Below are 20,001 nucleotides of genomic sequence, written 5' to 3'. Positions count from 1 at the left end.
CAGTCGCCAGAGGGGAAGCAGCGCATGGAGTTCCGGCAGTCGAGCAAGCTCAGCGAGGTCTGTTACGAGATCCGCGGCCCGGTCATCGAGCACGCCAACGCGCTGGAGGAGGCGGGCCACAGCGTGCTGCGCCTGAACACCGGCAACCCTGCGCTCTTCGGATTCGAGGCGCCGGAGGAGATCGTCCAGGACATGATCCGGATGCTGCCGCAGGCGCACGGCTACACCGACTCGCGCGGCATCCTCTCCGCCCGGCGTGCCGTGGCCCAGCGATACCAGACGCTCGGCCTGGAGGTCGGCGTCGACGACGTCTTCCTCGGCAACGGCGTCTCGGAACTGGTGTCGATGGCCGTGCAGGCGCTCCTCGAGGACGGCGACGAGATCCTCATCCCCGCCCCGGACTTCCCCCTCTGGACGGCGGTGACGACCCTCGCGGGCGGCAAGGCGGTCCACTACCTGTGCGACGAACAGGCCGACTGGTACCCCGACCTCGACGACATGGCGTCGAAGATCACCGACCGGACGAAGGCGGTCGTGATCATCAACCCGAACAACCCCACCGGCGCGGTCTACCCCAAGGAGATCGTCGACGGCATCCTGGACCTCGCCCGGCGGCACGGCCTCATGGTCTTCGCCGACGAGATCTACGACCAGATCCTCTACGACGACGCCGTGCACCACTCGGCCGCCGCCCTCGCCCCCGACCTGGTCGTCCTCACCTTCTGCGGCCTGTCCAAGACCTACCGCGTGGCGGGCTTCCGCTCCGGCTGGCTGGTGGTGACGGGCCCGCGGCAGCACGCGAAGGACTACCTGGAGGGCCTCACCATGCTGGCCTCCATGCGGCTGTGCGCCAACGCGCCCGCGCAGTACGCCATCCAGGCCGCGCTCGGCGGACGGCAGTCCATCCGCGAGCTGACCACCCCGGGCGGACGGCTGCTGGAGCAGCGGGACGTGGCCTGGCGGATGCTCAACGCGATCCCGGGCGTGACGTGCGTGAAGCCGAAGGGCGCGCTCTACGCCTTCCCGCGCCTCGACCCCAAGGTGCACAGGATCCACGACGACGAGCGGTTCGTGCTCGACCTGCTGCTGCGGGAGAAGATCCAGGTGGTCCAGGGCACGGGCTTCAACTGGCCGTCTCCGGACCACTTCCGCATCCTGACCCTGCCGCACGCTGAGGACCTGGAGGCGGCGATCGGCCGGATCGGGCGGTTCCTCGGCGGGTACCGCCAGTAGGCGCAGGCCGTTTCCCGGCCACACGGGGGACGGCCGGAAAGGGCCTTTGAGCCGGATGCAGGCACCGGCGCCGGGCGTGAGCGCCGCTCAGCGGGGAACGTCGTCCTCGGTCCTTCCCCCAGGCAGGAGCGGAGACGAGTGATGGCCACCACACAGGGCGAAGCCCGGTTCGGCACCGCACGACCGGCGGACATCAAGCTCCCGGGCATCGTGCTCGGGGTGGGCATGGGCGGATTCGCCGACGGCATCCTGCTGCACCAGTTGCTGCGGTGGCACCACATGCTCTCCAGCACCAATCAGGACCGCATCGGGGTGAAGTACTACGACCCCCACACGGTCTCCGGCCTGCAGATGAACACCCTGTGGGACGGCGTCTTCCACACCGTGTGCTGGCTCGCGGTCCTGCTCGGGCTGGCCGTGCTGTACGCGCGGGTCACCCACGACCGGCTGCGGGTGTGGACCTCCCGGGTGCTGTGGGGCTGGATGCTCGTCGGCTGGGGCCTGTTCAACCTCGTGGAGGGCGTGCTGGACCACCACGTCCTCGGCATCCACCACGTCCACGACGGGGAGGGCCGGCTCTGGTGGGACATCGGCTTCCTCGTCCTGGGGGCCCTGCTGGTCGCCGGCGGCCACCTGCTTCAGCGCGGCGGCCGGGCGTTCGGCCCCGGTGCGGCGGCCGGCCGGCATGAGGGTCTGCACGGCTGATGGGCCACCACCTGCCCGAGCACGGGCACGCCGCGGGCGGCGGCACCCCGGACTGGCTGCCGCCCGCGCTGCTGCTGTTCGCCGCCTGCGGTGCCTACCTGCTGCTCGTCCGCCGGGCGTGCCACCGCAATCCGGCCCTCGGCTGGAGCCGGTGGCGGACCGGCTGGTTCCTCGGCGGGATCCTCCTGCTCGGGGGAGCGCTGCTGCCGCCCGTGGCCTCCTTCGCCCACGAGGACTTCCGCGGGCACATGGTCCAGCACCTCCTCATCGGCATGTACGCGCCGCTCGCCCTGGTCCTGGCCGCCCCCGTCACGCTCCTGCTGCGCACCCTGCCCACGTCCCGGGCCCGGCGCCTGACCGCGGTGCTGCACAGTCCGCCCGCGCGCGTGCTCACCCACCCGGCGGTCGCGCTGGCGCTCTCCACGGGCAGCCTCGCGGTGCTGTACTTCACCCCCCTGTACGACGCGACCACGGCCGACCCGGCCGCGCACTGGCTGCTGCACGCGCACTTCCTGCTCTCCGGATGCCTGTTCGCCCACGTGATCGCCGGCCCCGACCCGGCCCCCGCCCGGCCGGGGGTCAGGGCCCGGCTGGTCTACCTCGGCGTCGCGATCGCGGCGCACGCCGTGATCTCCCAGTTGATGTACGGCGGCTTCTGGGTCGACATCCACGCGCCCGTGGACCAGGTGCAGGGCGGCGCGGAGATCATGTACTACGGCGGCGACCTGGCCGAGCTGCTGCTGGCCGCCGCGCTGGTGTCCACCTGGCGGCCCGAGCCCCGGCGGGCGGCGGGCCGGGGCGCGGGGCGGGGAGCCGTCCCGGCCCCGAATGTCAGTGGCGGGTCGTAGCCTTCGAGCAGGTGGGGCGTGTGCCCCTCGGGGGATCGCCGGGAGCGGGAGAGGAGGCCGCCGTGACCCGACCGCCGACCGCCGCGCAGCGACGTGTCATCGACGCCGCCGATCCCGTGACGGGGCGGCTGCGGGGCACGGAGGCGCAGCTCACCGCCCTGGTGAAGCGGGGGCTGGCCTTCCGGCACCCGCGGCCGCCGCACGACCACTTCCTGACACCGGAGGGGCACCGGGTGCGGCAGGGCATCACCCAGGTGCCCGAGGCGGCCGGGCCCACGGAGGCTCCCGCGTCGACGGGCGTGTTCGCCGCGCGCGTGGGCGGTGAGGAGATCACCGCGGCCGCCGGTCCCGCCCGGCGCCGTGAGGTGCACAGCGCCTGGCAGGGGCTGCTGGAGCTGCGCCGGATGACCAACCCGGGCGGGGACGTGGGCCGGCCGTGCGGCTGGGAGCGTACGCATCTGGTGCGGGCGGCGGCGCTGGCCCTGGAGGCGGCCGGGCACGCTCCGGCGGGGCAGCAGGGCGGGGGCTATCGCGTACGGGAGACCCCGCAGCCGGAGGCGGTCGCCGTCCACGAGCCGGACGGGGAGGCGCTGCGGGCCTGCGCGGCCACCCTGGAAGGGGCAGGCTGGCAGGTGAGCGAGCACCGCGAGCCGCGCACCGGAAGCCGGTATCTGCTGGCTTCGCCGCGCCGGACGTGATGGGCATGCCAAGATCGGTGGATCGTTGCGCAGTGCACGAGAGTCCGGTGCGAGAGATCCGGCGCGAGAAGGGAAAGCCGTGAGCGAGCCGTTTTCCGTCCCTGTGACCGTCCGTGGCTACGAGACGGACGGTCAGGGACACCTCAACCAGGCGGTCTACCTGAACTACGCGGAGCACGCCCGCTGGTCGCTGCTCCACGCCGCCGGGATCAGCCAGTCCGCCCTCGTCGGCAGCGGTGTGGGCCCGGTCGCCCTGGAGACGACCATCCGCTACAAACGCGAGCTGCTCGCGGGCGACGAAATCGAGGTGACCTGCGCCTTCGAGTGGAGCGGCGGCAAGACGTTCCGGATCGAGCAGACCGTCGTGAAGGCCGACGGCACGGTGGCCGCGGAGATCACGGCGGTCGGCGGGATCCTGGACCTGGAGCAGCGCAGGCTGGTCGCGGATCCCGCCGCGGTCTTCAGGAAGCTGGCGTCCGACCCGGGGCTGTTCGGCCTCTCGTAGGGCCGTGGGCCGGGTCCCCTGCGGGCGGCCCCGCGGCGCGGCCGGTCAGCGCACACCGCGTTCCTCCAGGGCCGCTCTGAGGCTGCGCAGGGCGTAGTAGACGCGGGACTTCACCGTGCCCTGGGGGACGCCCAGCGCGTCGGCCGCCTGGTGCGTGGTGCGGTCGGCGAAGAAGGTCGCCTCCAGCGCCTCGCGGTGTGCCGGGGTCAGGGCCCGCAGGGCGTCGTGCAGCACGATGGACGACAGCATGCGTTCGATGTCGTCGGCGTCGCTGCCCAGTTCGGTCAGCCAGTCGGCGCCGCCTATCTCCTGCGGGCGGGCCATCTTCGTCCGGTGTGCGTCGATCACGATGTTGCGGGCGATGCGGAACATCCAGGGGCGTACGGCCATGCCCTCGCCGTCGGCGAGCGTCTGCTTGTTCCAGCAGCGCAGCAGCGTCTCCTGGAGGACGTCCTCCGTGCGGTGGGTGTCCCCGCCCAGCATGCGCAGCACGTAGGCGTAGAGGGCCGGGCCGTGCTCCAGATAGAGGTCCCTCAGCGCCCGTTCCTCGGGCGACACCGCGCTCGCGGACCCGATCACCGTCACGTTCATGGTCTGCTCCTGCTCCTTGGGGCGGCCCGCCCGGCCAAGTCGGCCGGAACCGGGGCCTCCGGTGGAACGGAGTGTGGTCAGGGGCGTTCCACGCTCGTTTGACGCGCGGTCCACGGCCCGTACATCGCCTGTCCGGTCACACCCAGGCCGACAGCGACTCCACCTGGGCGCGCACCCGGCGGGCCAGTCGTTCGTCCGCCGGCGTGAGGCGGCCGGCGGCGCTCAACCGGTCCCACATGTGCAGCAGTTCGCTGCCGTGGACGACCGCCGCCCTGCCGTCCTCCAGGCGCTGCCAGGCGGCCGCCGCCCGTGCGATCGCCGCCGGGGCCCCGGGGTCACCGGCGCCGCACAGGATGCGGGCCACCGACAGGGCCAGGACGGTCGCCTCCCTGTGGTCTCCGCGCAGATGCGCCAGGTACGCCTCCATGGCCCGTGCCTCCAGCGCGTCCGGGTGCTCCGTGCCCGCCGACCGCGTCAGCGCCTCGCGCAGGACGGTCACCTCGGCGGACGCCTCCTCGACCCGGCCCGTGGCCGTCAGCGCGTTGATGTGCGCGACCCGGTCCGCGAGTTCCGGCGGAAGGGGGCGGGACTGCTGCGGAGGCGGGGCGGGCGGGTCAGTCGCGGGGAGTGCCGTCGCTGCGGCCCTGGCCCGGGCGACCGCCGCGGCGACGGCCGAGACGCGAGCGGGAGCAGGTGCGGGCGCCGCGGCCGGCCGTGGCGGTGGGGGGTCGTGGTCCACCGCCTGCGTCCGCTCCGTCGCATCGAGGAGGCGGCTGGAGCCGTCGGGTGCCACCCGAAGCACGAAGTGGGCCTCCGAGAGGCCGTCGTTCACCGTGGCCTCGACCGCGGCGGCGCGCTCCTGCGCGTGACGTTGCAGGTGGTCCAGCACGGCCTCGTGCACGGACCCACCCTCCTCGACGACCAGGGGCTCGCCGTTGATCTCGGCGAGTCCCTCACCCGGGATGCGTACCGCGAAGCGGGTCATGACTGCGAGTCCTCCTGATGCTCAGACGCCGGAAGCGGCGGACGCGGAAGGGGAAGCCGTGGGATCCGGGTCCGTTCCCGGTGTGACGCCGGGAGTGACGCCCGGGGTGACTCCGGGTGTGGCGCCGGGAGGCGGGGCGGCCACACCCGCGTACTTGGCGAACTGGGCCCGGACGGCGAGGACGTAACCCTGCGCCTCGTTCGTCCGCGGCACCCCCTTGGCCGCGCGCACGGCGTCCATCCCCACGTGGTAGCCGGCCAGCGCGAGGTCCAGGACGCTGCCCGTGGCCTCGTTCGCGTCGATCATCCGCTGGGCCTGGCCGGCCAGATCGCACAGATGACGGCCCTGGGCCATGATCGAGTCCTCGGCGTCGAACGCCGAGGTCTCGTCGTTGTCGTCGTCGTCCTCGCCGTACTTCTCGAAGACCGCGGGCGGCAGTTGGGAGATGCCCTCCTCGCCGTTCTCGCCGACCAGTTCCCTGTTGAAGCCGGACTCCCGCTCGATCTGCGAGGCGATGACGACCGGGCCGATCCCGCCGCACAGATCACCGGCCCCCTCGATCGGGTCCACCAGATCCTCCGGCACCGTCGAGGTGTCCAGCTCGCCGCCGCCGTCGCCGTTGAAGACGGCGATCACCTCGTCCGCGTCGTCCGCACCGGCGGAACCGTCTCCGCCGCCCGAGAACAGCAGGATCAGCGCGATCAGCGGCGCCAGCAGGACCCCGAAGCCGCCGATGATGACGATCACGACCAGGGTGCCGAGCAGCGCGAGCGGCGACAGCAGGCAGCCGCAGCCGGTGCCGGCGGCGATGGTGTTCCGGACGGCGGTGGAGGTCCCGCCCTCCCCGCTTTCTCCCGTGCCCGCGCTCATGGGGCCCGCCTTCTTCCTCTTGCCTTGAACCGCGACGGCTGGACGGCCCGTTGTGCTGTCGACGGGCTCGGGAGATCGAAACGGGCCCGGGGGCAATTCAGTTCAAACCCGTGGACATCAGATGATCCAGCACAGCCGAAGCGCGAGCGGAGAAGGAGGGCTGACCGCACATGAGCACTCCTGAGACAACGCCGTCGAACCCGCAGTCATGGGTCCGGGGACCGAAGCCCGGACGGCCGGCGGCCCCGGGGGGCGGCACCTCCCGCACGAGCGCCCCGCCCAGCGCGGCCCCCGGTGGCGGCACCTCCCGCACGAGCGCCCCGCCCAGCGCGGGGCAGGGCCCGGCCCCCGCGACGGGGCGTGCCGCCACGACGGCTCCGAACGCCGCGCGGGCGCCCCGCCCGGGTCCCGCGTCAGGCCCCGGCCCCTCACCGGGACCCGTCAGGGGGCCGAGGCGGGCCGCCCTCGGGGGCTCCGCCGTCCCCGCCCCGCGGACCTCCCCCGCGGCCCCCGGTGGCGGCGAGGCCCCCTGGGGCGAGCCGGTGCGGCGTGCCCCGGGGCGCGGGAGGTCGCGGGAGGAGATCGGGTGGGTCAAGGCCCACGGCGGGGCCGGCGCCACCTCACTCGCCGAAGCGCTCGGCGGGGTCGACGTGGGCGCGCGCTGGCCGGAGCCCGCGCGGGGCGAGCCGCGCCGGATCATGCTGGTCGGCCGGACGAGCGCGCGCGGACTGCGCGCGGTGTCACGGGCGTTGGGCGCGCTGCGGGACGGCAAGGCCCCGCAGGGGATCGACCTGCTCGGTGTCGTCCTCGTCGCCGACGCCCCCGGACGGCTCCCGCTCGGCCTGCTGCGCCGCATCCGGGTCGTCCGCTCGGTCGCCCGCGTGCAGCGCGTGCCGTGGATCCCGGCCTGGCGGATGGGCGGTCAGCCCGCGCGCCTGCCCCGGCAACTCAGCGTGCTCGCCGACCTGGTGGGCGCCGACGGTGAAGGAACCCAAGCATGACCTCCTCCCTCGCGAGCCTCGCCCTGCCCTTCGGCGGGCGGCTCGCCGCCTACACCCCGACTCCCGACGCGGGCGCCATCCTCGGTGTCCTCGCCTGGTGCGCCTCGGCCGCGGGGGTCGCCGGCCTGCTCATCGTCGGCATGCAGATGGCGATCCAGCTGCGGCGCGGCGAACCGGGCGAGGGCGGCACGTACTTCCGTGGCTTCTTCTTCGTCACCCTGGCCTGCCTGCTCGCCACGACGGCCGGTCCGATCGTCGCGTTCTTCGGTGATCTGTCCCTCCGCTGAGGGCCGGGCACCTCTTCCGCACCACCCACCGCACCCGCTCCCCCCGCGCCCGCCGCCCACGCGCGGCGCCGACCACCCGGAGATCCCATGTCCCTGCTCCTCGAAACCACCAACCTGCTCGCCGCCGGTGTGCCCCAGCCGAAGAGCAACGCCCCCGGCGCACTCACCAGCAAGGTCAACACCGTGCTCGGGATAGCCGCCTGGGCGGGCACCGCCGCCGGCGTGGCCGGGGTCCTGATCACCGGCACGATGATGGCCATCTCGCTCAAGCGCGGTGAGAGCTCCGAGCACATGAGCCGTCTCGGCATGGTGCTCGGCGGCTGCGTCCTGGTCGCCACGGCTGGTCCGCTGGTCGGCTTCGTCTTCAAATGAGCACGGACGACGGGACGATCGAGATGTTCACGCGCAGGGAGTACCGAAAGCCACGCCGGTACCGGTCCGATCCGTCGGAGCCGTACTGGAAGCAGCGCGGCTGGCAGGTGTCGGCGGCCTTCCTCGGCGTCGTCGTCCTGCTGAGCGGGATCGTCGCCCTGACGGCGGGCGGGGGCACCGCGGACGACGGCGCGAGCACCCCGCCGCCGAAGGGGCCGCTGTCCGGCTCCCCGGCCATGAAGGACGGCCGCCCCGGCGGGTGCCGCACCGGCGACGGCCACGGCGACGTCATGCCCACGTCCCCGCCGGACGACGTCGACTGGCGCGCCCTCGGCGTCACACGCGTGCCCGTCTCGGGGTCGGCCGGCCCGACCCTGACCCAGGGTCCCGTGTGGTGGTGCTTCGCGCACACGCCGACCGGGGCCGTACTGGCCGCCCACATCATTCCCTCGCAGATGAGCGGACCCGACTGGCGGACGATCGCGCAGGAGCAGGTGGTGGCCGGACCGGGACGGGACCTGTTCGTCTTCAAGCGGTCCACCGTCCGGGACGACGCCCCGGGCAGCACGCGGGAGGCCGGCTCCCGCCCGGGCGCCGGGTCCGGCGGCTCGTCCGCCGCCTCCTACGCCGGATTCGCGGTGCCCGCGTACTCCGGCGCGGCGGCGACGGTGGAGCTGCTGCTCAAGACCGGTCAGGGCTACGCCACGACCTCCGTCGCCCTGCGCTGGAGCGGCGGGGACTGGAAGGTCCAGCCGTCCGGCAACGGCGCCCTGCACACCCCGGTGAAGGCGGTTCAGGGGACCAACGGCCATCTCCTGTGGAGGGTTTGACGTGGCGTGCCCGACCGGTAATCCCATCGTCGACATCGCGGTCGGATTCTTCAGCTTCCTCGGTGATCCCATCGGAACCATCGTCGAAGGCGTGGCCAATGCCGTACTCGCGGGCGCCATCGCGGTGTTCGGGGCGCTGACCACCGGCATCCCGACCCTCTCGGGGACCACCACCGCCCAGGACATCAACAGCCAGACCCAATGGATCGTGGTGTACCTGGCGGTCGGCTCCCTGCTGTTCGCGTCCGCCCGGATGGCGATCGAGCGGCGCGGGGCGGCCGGCACGACCGCGCTGAAGGGCATCGTGCGGGTCGTCCTGGTCTCCGGTGCCGCCACCACCGTGGTCACGGCCGCCGCAGCCCTCTCGGACGACTACTCCACCTATCTGTTCAACGCGGGTGCGGAGAAGCAGCTGAGCGCCGTGGGCGCCTGCTCCGACGGCAACGGCATCGAGTCCTTCCTGCTGCTGGTCCTCGCCTTCCTGCTGCTGATCGCCGGGATCATCCACACGATCCTGCTCTACATCCGCCTCGGCGTCATGATCCTGCTGCTGGGCACGCTTCCGCTGGCCGCCGCCGCCTCGATGACGGACTGGGGCGGCGGCTGGTGGCGCAAGCACCTCGGCTGGATGATCGCCTGGTTGTTGTACAAACCGGCGGCCGGGCTGGTGCTGTACGCGGGTTCGGCCATGATCAGCTCGGGTCGGGACGGCGGCAGCGACATCAACGAACGCATCGCCGGTATCGGCGTGATGCTGCTGTCCGCCGTCGCCCTGCCCGCCCTGCTGAAGCTCGTCGTGCCCGCCACCGCCGCACTCGGCGGGGCGTCCGCGATGTCCGGGGCCATGTCCACGGTCGGCGGGTCCCTGGCGTCCGGAGCGCGTTCGCTCGGCGGCGGCAGCGGCGGGCAGAGTGGTCCGCGCGGCGCGTCGGGGTCGTCCGGTTCGGGCGGCACGGGCGGTTCGCGGGGCTCCTCCGGAGCCTCCGGTGCGCCGGGCGCGCCCGGTCCCGGCGGCGCGGCGCGCCCGGGCGCCTCGGCCGCCGGGGCCGGCGGCGGTGCCGGCGGAGGCAGGGCGGCAGCGGGCGCGAGCCGGGCCGCCGCGGCGGCGGGCGGTCCGGTCGGTGTCGCCGTCGGGGCGGCGGTGACGGCGGCGCAGATCGCCGGCCGTACCGCCTCCGGCTCGCTGGAGGGCGCCGACCCGGACAAGGGGCACAACACCTGACCCCTGCGGCCCGGACGGCCCGACGGCCGTGCCGGACCGTTCCCCCGTCGCACCCCGAACGGCCGCCGGGCTCCCGGTCCCCCCGCGGAGCCCGGCGGTCCCCTCCCGCCTCAGCCGTTCCGCCCGTGCCCCGGCCCGTCACCCACCACTCCGGTGCACCCCACGAAGGGATACGGACCCCATGTCCACGGAAGCCGTCACCCACCCGACCTACGGGAACTGGCGCCGCCCCCGGCGTCCCGGGCTCGGCCCGCTCGGTCTCGTCGGCACCTTCGGTGTCTTCGGCGGGCTCGTCCTCACGCTGCTCGCCTCACTGATCTCGCTGTACGCGGCGATGGTGGTGTTCACCCCCATCGCGGTGCTCCTGGTCCCGCTCACCATCCGCACCCAGGACGGCCGCAACGTCTACCAGCTGATGGCCCTGCGCGTCGGCTGGCGGCGGCGCAAGGCCAAGGGGGCGCACCTGTACGTCTCCGGGCCGCTCTCCGCCCGGCCCGGCGGCCGGTTCCGTCCGCCGGGGCTGCTCAACAAGGTGACCGCGACCGAGGGCCGGGACGCTTACGACCGCCCCTTCGGCGTGCTGCACCACCCGAGCCGCGACCTCTACACGATCGTGCTCGGCTGCGACCCCGACGGCGGTGCGCTCGTCGACCCCGACCAGGTGGACGTCTGGGTCGCGCTGTGGGGCGAGTGGCTGGCCCGGCTGTCCCACGAACCCGGCCTGCGCGGTGCGTCGGTGATCGTGGAGACCGCCCCCGACCCCGGCACCCGCCTCGCCCACGAGGTACTGCCGCGTATCCGGGCGAACGCGCCGGCGGCGGCCCGGGCCGTGATGGAGGAGGTCGTCGAGCGGTATCCCACCGCGTCCTCCGAGATGCACACGTACGTCAGCCTCACCTACGGCGTGCCCGCCAACCAGCGGCGGAAGAAGGAGGACGTGATCACCGACCTCGCCATCCGCATCCCCGGCCTGCTCAGCGGTCTGGTGGCGGCCGGCGGCGGAGCGGCCTCCCCGCTGTCGGCGGAACGGATCGCGGAGGTCGTACGGGTGGCCTACGACCCGGCGGTCGCCGCCGACGTCCTCGATGCCCGGGCCCGGCACGGCGGCACGGGCCTGGAGTGGGAGGACGCCGGGCCCGCGGCCGCCGTCGAGACCGTGGGCAGTTATCAGCACGACTCGGGGGTCTCCCGGACCTGGCTGATGACGCTGGCGCCGCGTGGCACGGTCCGGTCCTCGGTGCTCCGCGGCATGCTGGAGGCGGCGCCCGGCACCCGGCGCAAGCGGGTCGCTCTCGTGTACCGGCCGATCGACCCGGCCACCTCGGCCCGGATCGTCGAGGCGGACCGGCGCAGCGCCCAGTTCATGGCGACGTCGGGCCGGGGCATGGTGCAGGCCCGCGCGGCCTCGGAGATGCGGGCGGCGGAGCAGACCGCGGCCGAGGAGGCGTCGGGCGCGGGGCTCGTGGAGTTCTCGCTCATGCTGACGGTCACCGTCGACACCATGGAGCAGCTCGCCGACGCGAGCGTCACCGTGCGCAACCTGACGGCCGCCTCCCGGGTGCTGATGCGGCCCGCGGACCGGATGCAGGCGGCGGCGTTCAGCTGCACGCTGCCCGCCGGGATCCTCCCGTGGGAGCAGACCCTGATCCCCCACGAACTGCAGGAGGCGCTGTGAGCCGCCGCGAGGAGAAGCGGGCCGAACAGGCCGACAAGCTGGCCGAGTTGCGGGCGCGCGAGGAACTGGGCGCGCTGCGCGCCGGAGCGGGTGCCGACCGGCCGGCCGAGCCCGGGCGGGGCGAGGACGGCAGCGGGCGGAGCGGGGGCCGCACGGGCAGGAGAAAACGGCGTGCGAGCGGGGGTTCCCGGGCGCGCGAGCTCTTCGTGCCGCCGCGTGGCTGGTACGGGCCCGGCGGCGGGCGGGTCGGCTATCTGGACCCGCCGACCATGTGGCGGGCCACCACCGTGCAGGCGTGCGGCATGTGGCCGTTCGCCGCCGGTTCCGGCTCACCCATGACGGGCGTACCGCTGGGACAGCATCTGTTCACCGGGGCCACGGTCTGCGGCGACCCGTTGAACTGGTTCACCCGGGCCCGCTACATCTCCAACCCCTCGCTGTTCATGCTCGGCATGCCGGGCCTGGGCAAGTCCACGCTCGTCAACCGCATGCTGATCGGTCTCTCCGCGACCGGCGTCGTCCCACTGGTCCTCGGTGACCTCAAGCCCGACTACGCCGACACGGTCCGCGCCCTGGGCGGCCAGGTGATCTCCATCGGCCGCGGCCGGGGCGGCATCAACGTCCTCGACCCGGGCGCCATGGGCGCGGCGGCGGCCCGGATCGGCGGCGAGGCGGGCGAGGTGCTGAAGGCCGAGACGCACGGCCGGGTGCTGAACATGGTGGCCGCGCTGATCACCATCGTGCGCGGCCGGCCGATGGACGACCACGAGCAGTCCGTGCTCTCCGCCGTCCTGCACCACTTGCGCGAACGTACCCCGCCGGGCCGTACGGTGCTGCTGCCGGACGTGCTCAGGGTGCTCACCGAGGGCCCCGACCGGGTGCGCGCCGTCACCCTCGACCGGGGGGACGACGCCCGCTACCGGGACGCCGTCGACCCGCTGCACCGCTCCCTGCTGGGCATCCTCGACGGTCCGCTGGGCGACACGTTCGCCTCCGAGACCTCCACGCGCATCGACCCGGCCGCACCGGCGGTGTGCATCGACATCTCCGGCATCGGGGAGGCCGACACCCAGCTGACCGCCGCCGCGATGCTCGCCGCCTGGTCCGACGGGCTGGGCACGGTGGCCGCCTCGCACGCGCTCGCCGACGCCGGTCTCGAGCCGCGGCGCTGGTTCTTCACGGTGCTCGACGAGTTGTGGCGCCCGCTGCGTGCCGCCTCCGGCATCGTCGACCGCATCGACGCGCTGACGCGGTTGAACCGCTCCCTCGGCCTGGGGGACGCCAAGATCACTCACACGCTGAAGGACGCCGAGGCCCTCGGCACCGACGCCGACCGGGCCAAGGCCCGGGGGTTCGTGGAGCGGGCCGGGATGGTGGTGTGCGCCGGGCTGCCGAAGGCGGAGATGGAGGACCTCGGCAAGGTGGTGGGGCTGTCCCGGCGCGAGATCGAGCTGGTGTCGTCGTGGTCCTCCCCGCCCGGCTGGGGGGTCTCGGGGGAGCACGAGGAGCCGCCCGGCCGGGGTCGCTTCCTCATCAAGGTCGGCGGGCGACCGGGCATTCCGATCAAGGTCGCCATCACCGACGCCGAACGCAGGCTGCACGACACCAACACCCGGTGGACGCCGAACGAGAGGACCGTCGAGCGGGCCGTCGAGCAGGAACTCGCCCACACCGCCGCGCAGGTGGCCCGGGCCGCCCGGGAGGGGGCGTACGCGCCGCCCGGCACGCCCGAGGGCCCGGCACCCGGGGGCGGCACGGGGAGGTGGACCGCGTGAGGGCTCCGGGCACCGGCAGCGCGCACGAGCAACTGCCGTGGGCGATCGTGGCGCTGGCCGGGACCGGTCTGGTCATGTTCGCCGTCGTCTGGTCCGGCGGGACCCTCGGGTCGGGGCTGACCGGCAACGGCTGGCACGGCCCGCCGTTCGCCCTGTCCACCGTGGCGCGGCTGGCCACCGGCGGGCCCGGCGGCCTGTGGCCCGGGACACCGGCCGCGGCACTCTACGGCGGCATGCTCGGTCTGCTCGCGCTCGTCGCCCTGCCGGTCGCCCTGCTGCTGCGTTTCCTGCTGGGCAGGGCCGGCCGCACCAGGGGCCTGGCCGGGCGGCGCGAACTCGCCGCGATGTGCCCCAAGGGCATCGAGGCCCGCGCCCGCGAACTGCGCCCCACTCTGGAGGGCCGCGACCGGCTCCACCCGGACGAGACCGGCAACCTCCTGGGCGACCTCATGCCTACGGGGCCGGAGTTGCGCAGCAGTCACGAGGACGTGGAGCTCGACCTGATGGCGCCGCGGGCCGGCAAGTCCACCGGCATCGCGGTCCCCCGGGTGCTGCGTGCGCAGGGCGCGGTCCTGCTCACGTCCAACAAGTCGGACGTGTACGCCGTCACCCGCGCCGAACGCGAGAAGGCGGGCAGGGTCTGGACGTTCGACCCGCAGGGCATCGCCCACACGCCGCGCGCCCTGTGGTGGGACCTGCTCGGCGAGTGCCACACCATCGAGGGTTCCCGCCGCATGGCCGGTCACTTCGTGGCGTCCGTCAACGACGACACGGCGAAGAAGGACTTCTGGATCTCGGCCGCCCAGAACACCCTCACGGCTCTCTTCCTGGCGGCGGCCCGCAGCGGGACCCCCCTGCCCGAACTGCTCGGCTGGCTCGCCGACCCCGCCGACCGCACGCCGGTCGACCTGCTGCGCGACGCCGGGCTCGTGGCGATGGCCGAGCAGTTGCAGGGCACCGTCCGCGGTGCGGTCGAGACCCGGGACGGCATCTACGAGACCGCCCGCCAGACGGTGTCCTGCCTGCTCGACCCGGAGATCCTCGCCTGGGTCACGCCCGACCCGCGGCTCCCGGAGTTCCGCCCCGACCGGCATGTCCTGGGCCGGGACACGCTCTACCTGCTCTCCAAGGACGGCGGCGGTTCCGCGGCCGGCGTCATCGCCGGGCTCGCCGACGCGACGATGCGGGCCGGTGTCGTCGCCGCCGAGCGCATGGGCGGCCGGCTGGATCCGCCGCTGACCGCGGTCCTCGACGAGGCCGCCAACGTCTGCCGTATCTCCGATCTGCCCGACCTGTACTCGCACTTCGGCTCCCGGGGCATCAACGTCGTCACGCTGCTGCAGAGTTACCGCCAGGGCGCCCGGGTCTGGGGCGAGGTCGGCATGGACGCGCTGTGGAGCGCGGCGACGGTCAAACTCCTCGGCGCGGGTCTGGACGACGCCGACTTCGTGCAGAAGATCTCCACGCTCGTCGGCCAGCACGACGTCCGCACCCCCACCGTCTCACGCGGCAAGGAGGGCACGTCCCGGTCGTACTCCTACCGTCAGGAGGCCGTGCTGCCGCCGGACCGCATCCGTGCCCTGCCCAAGGGCACGGCCCTGCTGCTGGCCACGGGCGTCAAGCCCGCCCTGATCCGGCTGCGCCCTTGGTACAAGGAGCCCGGCGCGGCGGACATCTCGGCGGCGGCGAAGGCGGAGACGGCGGCCATCACGGAGCGGGCCGCACGCCGTCTTCCCCCGGGTCCGCACTCCGTCGCGGGTCCGCCCGGGACGCGGGGGGTGCCGCTGTCCAAGCGGGCTTCGTGACCGTCCGCCACGTGCCTGCGGGGCGCCGGCCGAGCGTCACGGCGCGCAGCACCCACTCCACCGGCCCGTACCGCGTCCGCGCCGACAGCCGTGCGCCGAGCGTGAGCTGGGCGGCGTACAGCAGGACGCAGCCGGCCAGGACGGCGACCGTGCCGGCCCGGTCGTACAGCCCCAGCCCGTACCCGGAGAAGACCCAGGCGAGGACGAGTGACTGGGTGAGGTAGTGGGTGAGCGCCATGCGCCCGGCGGCGGCGAGCACACCGGCCGCCGCCTGCAGACGGGTCCCGGCCCGGCCCGTGAGCAGCAAGAGCAGACCGCAGGCGTACGACGTGGTGAGCGCCGGGGCGGTCAGGACGGTGGCCGCCTGCCCGACGAGGAACCAGCGGCCGTCCAGCGGCCCGTTCGCGCAGCAGGCGGCGACCGCACCACCGCCGAGACCGGGCGGCAGCAGGCGCAGGGCGGTCCGGCGCAGCCACGCGCGGTCCTGTCCTCGTCGCTCGGCCAGCCGGGACTTCGCCGCGGCCAGCCCGCCCAGGAACGCGGCCAGCATGGCGGGCGCGTACAGCAGATCGGTGCCGAGCGCGGCCGGCAGTTCACGCAGATGCCTGCCCGGCACCGAGGCGGCGTCATCCCGGTAGGCGGCGGCCCGCGCGATGTCACGGGGCGTGTACGAGGTGGAGCTGACCGGTTCGGTGAGGGCGACGGTCAGCAGCCCGTACCCGAGCAGCAGCGCCGCCAGGAGCAGCAGCAGGGCGGCCGCCACCCGCAGCAGTGCCCGGACACCGAGCCCGCTCAGCCCGTACAGCACCAGCGCGAGGACGGCGTACGTCGTCAGGATGTCCCCGGGGTACAGCAGGACCGCGTGGGCCGCGCCCAGGACGAACAGGCCCGCCGCGCGCCGCAGATGGCGCGGGGCGAAAGCGGCACAGGCCCGGCGCGCGGAGCGAGCCTGGAGAGCGAAGCTGTAGCCGAAGAGGAAGGAGAACAGGACGTAGAACTTGGCCGTGACCAGGGCGGTCACCGCCCACGCGGCGATGCGGTCCGACCCCGGCGCCCCGGGACGGCCGCCGAAGACCGTGTACGGGCCCGCCATCAGCAGGGCGTTGACCACCAGGATGCCGAACAGGGCGAACCCGCGCAGCACATCGAGTTCGCCGATCCGTCGGGCGCGGGGCGGGCTCACCCCGCCGTCACGACCGCGGTGCCGAACGCCGCGGTGGCGGACAGGAACCACCCGAACGACGGCGCGAGCAGATACCGGGTCGTCCACAGTCCGGCCCGGGCGGGGCACTCGCGCGCATGGACGACCAGCACGCTGCCGCCGACCGGCGGCAGTCCGCGGAACGGCCCGAGCGGCCCGGGATCGAGGACGAAATCCCTGCCCAGGTGGTCGGAGAACACCACGAGCCCGCCGCGCCGGCGGTCCGGCGCCGCGCGTGCCGTCACCCGTCCCGTCACCCGCCGGCCGCGCGCCCACAGGGAGGCGGCCGTCGCCAGCGCCCGGACCGCGGCCAGCAGGAAGCCGAAGCCGAGCCCCGTGCACAGCGCGAGCAGCACCACCTGTTCGTTCACATCAACCCCTTCACCGGCGCCCTGCGGGCACAACGGCCCACGGGGGCCTCCCGGTTCACCCCGCCCTTGAACCTCTGCGGGGGACGGGTCCGTTGTGCGGGTGCCCACGTGACCACGAAGGAGCCACGAACCGCATGACACAGAACCCGGGCGCGCACGGCCGCCGGACGGCGGCCGTCGTCACGCTGGCCCTGGCCCTGACGGCGACGCTCCACCCGCCCGCCGGCGCCGAACCGCAGACCCTCCCCGAGGTGCGCGCCGAACTCGACCGCCTCTACCACCGGGCCGAGGTCGCCACGGAGAGGTACAACGCGCTGGACGGCAGGATCACCCGGCAGGAGAAGCGCCTCGGCACGCTCCGGGCCCAAGTGGCCGCGGCCGAGCGGAGACTGAGCCGTCTGACCGGACTGGCCGGGGCGGCCGCCCGCTCCCAGTACCGCGGGGGCGGTGTCCCGGCCGAGGTGCAGTTCGCCCTGGCCCGCGATCCGGAACGCGCGCTGGAGAACGCGTCCCTGGCCCGTCAGGCGCAGCTGGCCACCCGGCGGACGGCCAGCGCCCTGAGCACGACGGAGAAGCAACTTCGCACCCGCGGTGAGGCGGCGGCCGAGGAGCTGAGGCAGCTGCGGAGGAACCGCGGCTCCCTCGGCTCCCACCGCAGGACGATCCAGTCGCGCATCGGCGAGGCACGGAAGGTGGAGTCGCGGCTGGCGGACGAGCAGCGCCGGGAGCTGGCCGCGCTGGAGCGGAGGGCCGCCGGTGAGGCGCAGGCGGAGTGGGTGCGCACGGGTGTCCTCGACGGCACCGGGCCCGGCACCGAGGGCAGCAGCGCAGGCCGCGAGGCCGTCGCCTTCGCCCGGCGCGAACTCGGCAAACCGTACGTCTGGGGCGCCGAGGGGCCCGGCGCCTACGACTGCTCCGGCCTCACCTCGCAGGCGTGGCTGAAGGCGGGCGTGCCGATACCGCGCACCTCGCAGGAGCAGTGGCGCCTGCTGCCCCGCGTCCCGGTGACGAGGATGCGTCCCGGTGACCTGATCATCTACAACGCCGACGCGAGCCACGTCGCCCTCTACATCGGCGACGGCCGGATGATCCACGCTCCCCGCCCGGGGCGGCACGTGACCGTGGCGCCGGCCGGGTCGATGGAGATCCTCGGGGTGGTGCGGCCCGACGCCTGACCTCCCGCACCCGGCTCACCGGACACATGACGTCCCTTGAGCCCCGGTCCCCAGCCACCACGCCACTCCACCCCACGCATCAGCAGGAGATTGCCATGTCCACCGCTCAGGCATCCCCCTCGGTCTCCGGGGGCCAGGCCGACACGTCCTCCCCCGCGCCCGGCGGGGAGCCGCCCACCCCGCCACGCTTCATCCTCTACCTCGACGGACCCGCGTACGCGCAGACGCTGCGCCAGCTGACCCTGTGGACGCACCACGTGCTGCTGCCCATCTACGGCAGGGAGGTCACCTCCCAGTCCCCTTGGTGCTCCGTCTGGTGGGAACACCCCGAGGCGGTCGCCCAGTTGCACGGTCTGTGGCTCGCCTGGGGCGATCTCACCGGGCCCGGCTCCGACATGACCGGGCCGGCCGTCTGGCACCGCGACCACCTGTCGTCGGTCATGGGCACCCTGCGGGACCCGCAGGGCCCGTTCGCGGGCTGCAAGCCCGGCACGCACCGCCCGAAGGCGGCACCCACCGTCGAGACGACGGACCCCTTCGGACCGCCCCCGCCTCCTGAGCCGCCGTCCCCGTGGTCGTGAGCGAGCCGCCGGGCGGACGCCCGGGCCCGGCGGGGCGGGTGCGGGGCGCAGGGGATGAACCGTCCACCCCCGCGGCCGCGTTGTGGTTCCCGATCGGTACAGCCATCCGGTCGGCGGTGCCGGACCCGGCACCGTCACAGGCTCCCCAGGGGGCGCTCACCTCCCGGAAGGAAGGGTGACATGGCAGGATCCCAACACTCGGACGACAGCGCCAATTCCAACGCCAGTTCCTACTCGTCCGTCAGGATCTCCGACGACGGAAGGCGGGCGCGGGCCCGGGTCTCCAGCGCTGCGGTCCCGGACGACGCGCCTGCGCTGTTCGCCAACGCGGGCACCGGCGTGTACGACCAGACCGCCCGGCAGTTCTACGCGGTCAACACGGCCCAGCCGAAGGGTCAGCAGGTCGCGCGGTGGAGCAGGAGCGCCGCCGCGTGGGTCGCGGAGAACAAGTCCCGCATCGTGAAGGCACTGGTCGACGTCACGCCGACGATCATCCAGGGCGCCTCGTCGTTCACGTCCGGCCGGGCCGCCACGATCGTGAACGGCGTCGGTATCGCGGCACAGGCCGGGGTGGCCGGCTACGAGCTCTACGGCCAGGCCCAGCAGGCGCGGGCGGGTGGCCACGTGGACCCGGTCCAGGTCGGTGCGAGCCTCGGCCGGCTGGCGTCCACGGCGCTGAACACCTACGCCGCCGTGGCCGACCAGGAGTCGTCGACCACCAAGATGGTCGGCGGAGCGGGTTCGTGGGTGGCCGGAGGGGCCACGATGACCGACATCATGCACCACGCCCACACCGACCCGGGACGGGTCGCGGACGACCCCGGCTACGAGATGTACGGGATGCACCACAACCCGGTGCTCGGCAACCAGCCGGGGCAGTACCCGCCCGGGTTCACCCCCGCCCCGGCGCCGCCGTCCTCCAGCTCGTCCCTGACGGCGCCGGCCAACACGACCCCGGCCAACAACACCCCGGCCGGGAACTTCAGTCCGGCCGGCACCTCCAGCGGGCGCGTCAGCAGTCAGCAGCCGGCGCAGACGCAGCTGTCCAGCAAGGCCCAGGGCAAGAAGCCGGCCGGCCACGGCCGCTAGCGAACCGCACAGCCGTACCGGTGCGCGCCGGCCCCGCGCAGGCGGCCGCCTCCACGGGGAGGCGGCCGCCGTGCCGTCCCGCCCGGCCGGTTGAACCACCGCCCCGGCCCGCCCGTTGTCGCTTCCTGTCCAGGGGAGCGTCCGTCGCCCGTTCACCGACCCACCCCACCCCCCCCGAAGAG

Annotated in this window: 21 protein-coding genes; 16 read left to right on the top strand and 5 right to left on the bottom strand. The window is 74.1% G+C overall.

The window, feature by feature from the left end; translation table 11 throughout:
• The first annotated feature begins 24 nt into the window (after positions 1-24).
• From AB0937_RS32060 to AB0937_RS32040, 5 genes are all read left to right on the top strand, one after another.
• Positions 25-1,233, top strand: coding sequence for a pyridoxal phosphate-dependent aminotransferase (locus tag AB0937_RS32060; protein ID WP_366716669.1), 1,209 nt, complete (start codon positions 25-27; stop codon positions 1,231-1,233).
• Between the two features lie 141 nt (positions 1,234-1,374).
• Positions 1,375-1,938 carry a DUF2243 domain-containing protein gene (locus AB0937_RS32055; RefSeq protein ID WP_366716667.1) on the top strand — a complete coding sequence of 188 codons (564 nt, stop codon included), beginning with the start codon at positions 1,375-1,377 and terminating at the stop codon, positions 1,936-1,938.
• Positions 1,938-2,786, top strand: coding sequence for a cytochrome c oxidase assembly protein (locus AB0937_RS32050; RefSeq protein ID WP_366716666.1), 849 nt, complete (start codon positions 1,938-1,940; stop codon positions 2,784-2,786). The genes AB0937_RS32055 and AB0937_RS32050 overlap by 1 nt, the downstream gene beginning before the upstream one ends.
• A gap of 62 nt (positions 2,787-2,848) precedes the next feature.
• Entirely contained in the window at positions 2,849-3,484 is a 636-nt protein-coding gene (locus tag AB0937_RS32045; RefSeq protein WP_366716664.1) for a hypothetical protein, read from the top strand.
• 79 nt (positions 3,485-3,563) lie between these two features.
• Complete coding sequence (locus AB0937_RS32040; RefSeq protein WP_366716662.1) at positions 3,564-3,989, top strand: acyl-CoA thioesterase; 426 nt, start codon at positions 3,564-3,566, stop codon at positions 3,987-3,989.
• Between the two features lie 45 nt (positions 3,990-4,034).
• Here the strand turns inward: AB0937_RS32040 and AB0937_RS32035 are convergent, their stop codons facing one another.
• The 3 genes from AB0937_RS32035 to AB0937_RS32025 form a co-directional block, all read right to left on the bottom strand.
• On the bottom strand, positions 4,035-4,580 hold the full coding sequence (locus tag AB0937_RS32035) for a sigma-70 family RNA polymerase sigma factor (protein ID WP_366716660.1): 546 nt from the start codon (positions 4,578-4,580) through the stop codon (positions 4,035-4,037).
• A 136-nt stretch (positions 4,581-4,716) separates the two neighbouring features.
• Complete coding sequence (locus AB0937_RS32030) at positions 4,717-5,565, bottom strand: hypothetical protein (RefSeq protein ID WP_366716658.1); 849 nt, start codon at positions 5,563-5,565, stop codon at positions 4,717-4,719.
• Between the two features lie 21 nt (positions 5,566-5,586).
• Positions 5,587-6,435 (bottom strand): transglycosylase SLT domain-containing protein, encoded by an 849-nt coding sequence (locus tag AB0937_RS32025; protein ID WP_366716656.1) that lies wholly within the window; start codon positions 6,433-6,435, stop codon positions 5,587-5,589.
• Between the two features lie 542 nt (positions 6,436-6,977).
• On the opposite strand from AB0937_RS32025, the gene AB0937_RS32020 reads away from it, so the two are divergent.
• From AB0937_RS32020 to AB0937_RS31985, 8 genes are all read left to right on the top strand, one after another.
• Complete coding sequence (locus tag AB0937_RS32020) at positions 6,978-7,436, top strand: hypothetical protein (protein WP_366716655.1); 459 nt, start codon at positions 6,978-6,980, stop codon at positions 7,434-7,436.
• A complete protein-coding gene (locus AB0937_RS32015) occupies positions 7,433-7,723 on the top strand; it encodes a hypothetical protein (protein ID WP_366716653.1) in 291 nt (96 codons plus the stop codon). The genes AB0937_RS32020 and AB0937_RS32015 overlap by 4 nt, the downstream gene beginning before the upstream one ends.
• Before the next feature lie 87 nt (positions 7,724-7,810).
• Positions 7,811-8,095: a hypothetical protein gene (locus tag AB0937_RS32010; RefSeq protein ID WP_366716651.1), complete on the top strand. Its 285-nt coding sequence runs from the start codon at positions 7,811-7,813 to the stop codon at positions 8,093-8,095.
• Entirely contained in the window at positions 8,092-8,925 is an 834-nt protein-coding gene (locus tag AB0937_RS32005; RefSeq protein ID WP_366716649.1) for a hypothetical protein, read from the top strand. The genes AB0937_RS32010 and AB0937_RS32005 overlap by 4 nt, the downstream gene beginning before the upstream one ends.
• Before the next feature lies 1 nt (position 8,926).
• Entirely contained in the window at positions 8,927-10,147 is a 1,221-nt protein-coding gene (locus AB0937_RS32000) for a hypothetical protein (protein WP_366716647.1), read from the top strand.
• A 181-nt stretch (positions 10,148-10,328) separates the two neighbouring features.
• On the top strand, positions 10,329-11,822 hold the full coding sequence (locus AB0937_RS31995) for an SCO6880 family protein (protein ID WP_366716645.1): 1,494 nt from the start codon (positions 10,329-10,331) through the stop codon (positions 11,820-11,822).
• Positions 11,819-13,597: an ATP/GTP-binding protein gene (locus AB0937_RS31990; RefSeq protein WP_366716643.1), complete on the top strand. Its 1,779-nt coding sequence runs from the start codon at positions 11,819-11,821 to the stop codon at positions 13,595-13,597. The genes AB0937_RS31995 and AB0937_RS31990 overlap by 4 nt, the downstream gene beginning before the upstream one ends.
• A gap of 74 nt (positions 13,598-13,671) precedes the next feature.
• A complete protein-coding gene (locus AB0937_RS31985; protein ID WP_366716779.1) occupies positions 13,672-15,402 on the top strand; it encodes a TraM recognition domain-containing protein in 1,731 nt (576 codons plus the stop codon).
• Here the strand turns inward: AB0937_RS31985 and AB0937_RS31980 are convergent.
• Both AB0937_RS31980 and AB0937_RS31975 read right to left on the bottom strand, forming a co-directional pair.
• Positions 15,305-16,585 carry a DUF418 domain-containing protein gene (locus tag AB0937_RS31980; RefSeq protein WP_366716641.1) on the bottom strand — a complete coding sequence of 427 codons (1,281 nt, stop codon included), beginning with the start codon at positions 16,583-16,585 and terminating at the stop codon, positions 15,305-15,307. The two genes, AB0937_RS31985 and AB0937_RS31980, sit on opposite strands and share 98 nt — an antisense overlap.
• Positions 16,582-16,974 carry a hypothetical protein gene (locus tag AB0937_RS31975; protein ID WP_366716640.1) on the bottom strand — a complete coding sequence of 131 codons (393 nt, stop codon included), beginning with the start codon at positions 16,972-16,974 and terminating at the stop codon, positions 16,582-16,584. The genes AB0937_RS31980 and AB0937_RS31975 overlap by 4 nt, the downstream gene beginning before the upstream one ends.
• Before the next feature lie 134 nt (positions 16,975-17,108).
• On the opposite strand from AB0937_RS31975, the gene AB0937_RS31970 reads away from it, so the two are divergent.
• From AB0937_RS31970 to AB0937_RS31960, 3 genes are all read left to right on the top strand, one after another.
• Positions 17,109-18,149 carry an NlpC/P60 family protein gene (locus AB0937_RS31970; protein ID WP_366716638.1) on the top strand — a complete coding sequence of 347 codons (1,041 nt, stop codon included), beginning with the start codon at positions 17,109-17,111 and terminating at the stop codon, positions 18,147-18,149.
• A gap of 95 nt (positions 18,150-18,244) precedes the next feature.
• Complete coding sequence (locus AB0937_RS31965) at positions 18,245-18,730, top strand: DUF4913 domain-containing protein (RefSeq protein ID WP_366716636.1); 486 nt, start codon at positions 18,245-18,247, stop codon at positions 18,728-18,730.
• Between the two features lie 180 nt (positions 18,731-18,910).
• On the top strand, positions 18,911-19,819 hold the full coding sequence (locus AB0937_RS31960; protein WP_366716634.1) for a hypothetical protein: 909 nt from the start codon (positions 18,911-18,913) through the stop codon (positions 19,817-19,819).
• Positions 19,820-20,001 lie beyond the last annotated feature (182 nt).

It is taken from the genome of Streptomyces sp. NPDC047880, assembly GCF_040706515.1.
Classification (GTDB): domain Bacteria; phylum Actinomycetota; class Actinomycetes; order Streptomycetales; family Streptomycetaceae; genus Streptomyces.
The sequence above is the reverse complement of the archived record's forward strand: the minus strand, read 5'-3'. Positions and strand labels throughout refer to the sequence as shown.

Coding starts and splice junctions, on each gene's coding strand:
- AB0937_RS32060 (WP_366716669.1), top strand. CDS start 25: ATGGAGTTCCGGCAGTCGAGCAAGCTCAGCGAGGTCTGTTACGAGATC.
- AB0937_RS32055 (WP_366716667.1), top strand. CDS start 1,375: ATGGCCACCACACAGGGCGAAGCCCGGTTCGGCACCGCACGACCGGCG.
- AB0937_RS32050 (WP_366716666.1), top strand. CDS start 1,938: ATGGGCCACCACCTGCCCGAGCACGGGCACGCCGCGGGCGGCGGCACC.
- AB0937_RS32035 (WP_366716660.1), bottom strand. CDS start 4,580: ATGAACGTGACGGTGATCGGGTCCGCGAGCGCGGTGTCGCCCGAGGAA.
- AB0937_RS32030 (WP_366716658.1), bottom strand. CDS start 5,565: ATGACCCGCTTCGCGGTACGCATCCCGGGTGAGGGACTCGCCGAGATC.
- AB0937_RS32025 (WP_366716656.1), bottom strand. CDS start 6,435: ATGAGCGCGGGCACGGGAGAAAGCGGGGAGGGCGGGACCTCCACCGCC.
- AB0937_RS32015 (WP_366716653.1), top strand. CDS start 7,433: ATGACCTCCTCCCTCGCGAGCCTCGCCCTGCCCTTCGGCGGGCGGCTC.
- AB0937_RS32010 (WP_366716651.1), top strand. CDS start 7,811: ATGTCCCTGCTCCTCGAAACCACCAACCTGCTCGCCGCCGGTGTGCCC.
- AB0937_RS32005 (WP_366716649.1), top strand. CDS start 8,092: ATGAGCACGGACGACGGGACGATCGAGATGTTCACGCGCAGGGAGTAC.
- AB0937_RS31995 (WP_366716645.1), top strand. CDS start 10,329: ATGTCCACGGAAGCCGTCACCCACCCGACCTACGGGAACTGGCGCCGC.
- AB0937_RS31985 (WP_366716779.1), top strand. CDS start 13,672: ATGTTCGCCGTCGTCTGGTCCGGCGGGACCCTCGGGTCGGGGCTGACC.
- AB0937_RS31970 (WP_366716638.1), top strand. CDS start 17,109: ATGACACAGAACCCGGGCGCGCACGGCCGCCGGACGGCGGCCGTCGTC.
- AB0937_RS31965 (WP_366716636.1), top strand. CDS start 18,245: ATGTCCACCGCTCAGGCATCCCCCTCGGTCTCCGGGGGCCAGGCCGAC.
- AB0937_RS31960 (WP_366716634.1), top strand. CDS start 18,911: ATGGCAGGATCCCAACACTCGGACGACAGCGCCAATTCCAACGCCAGT.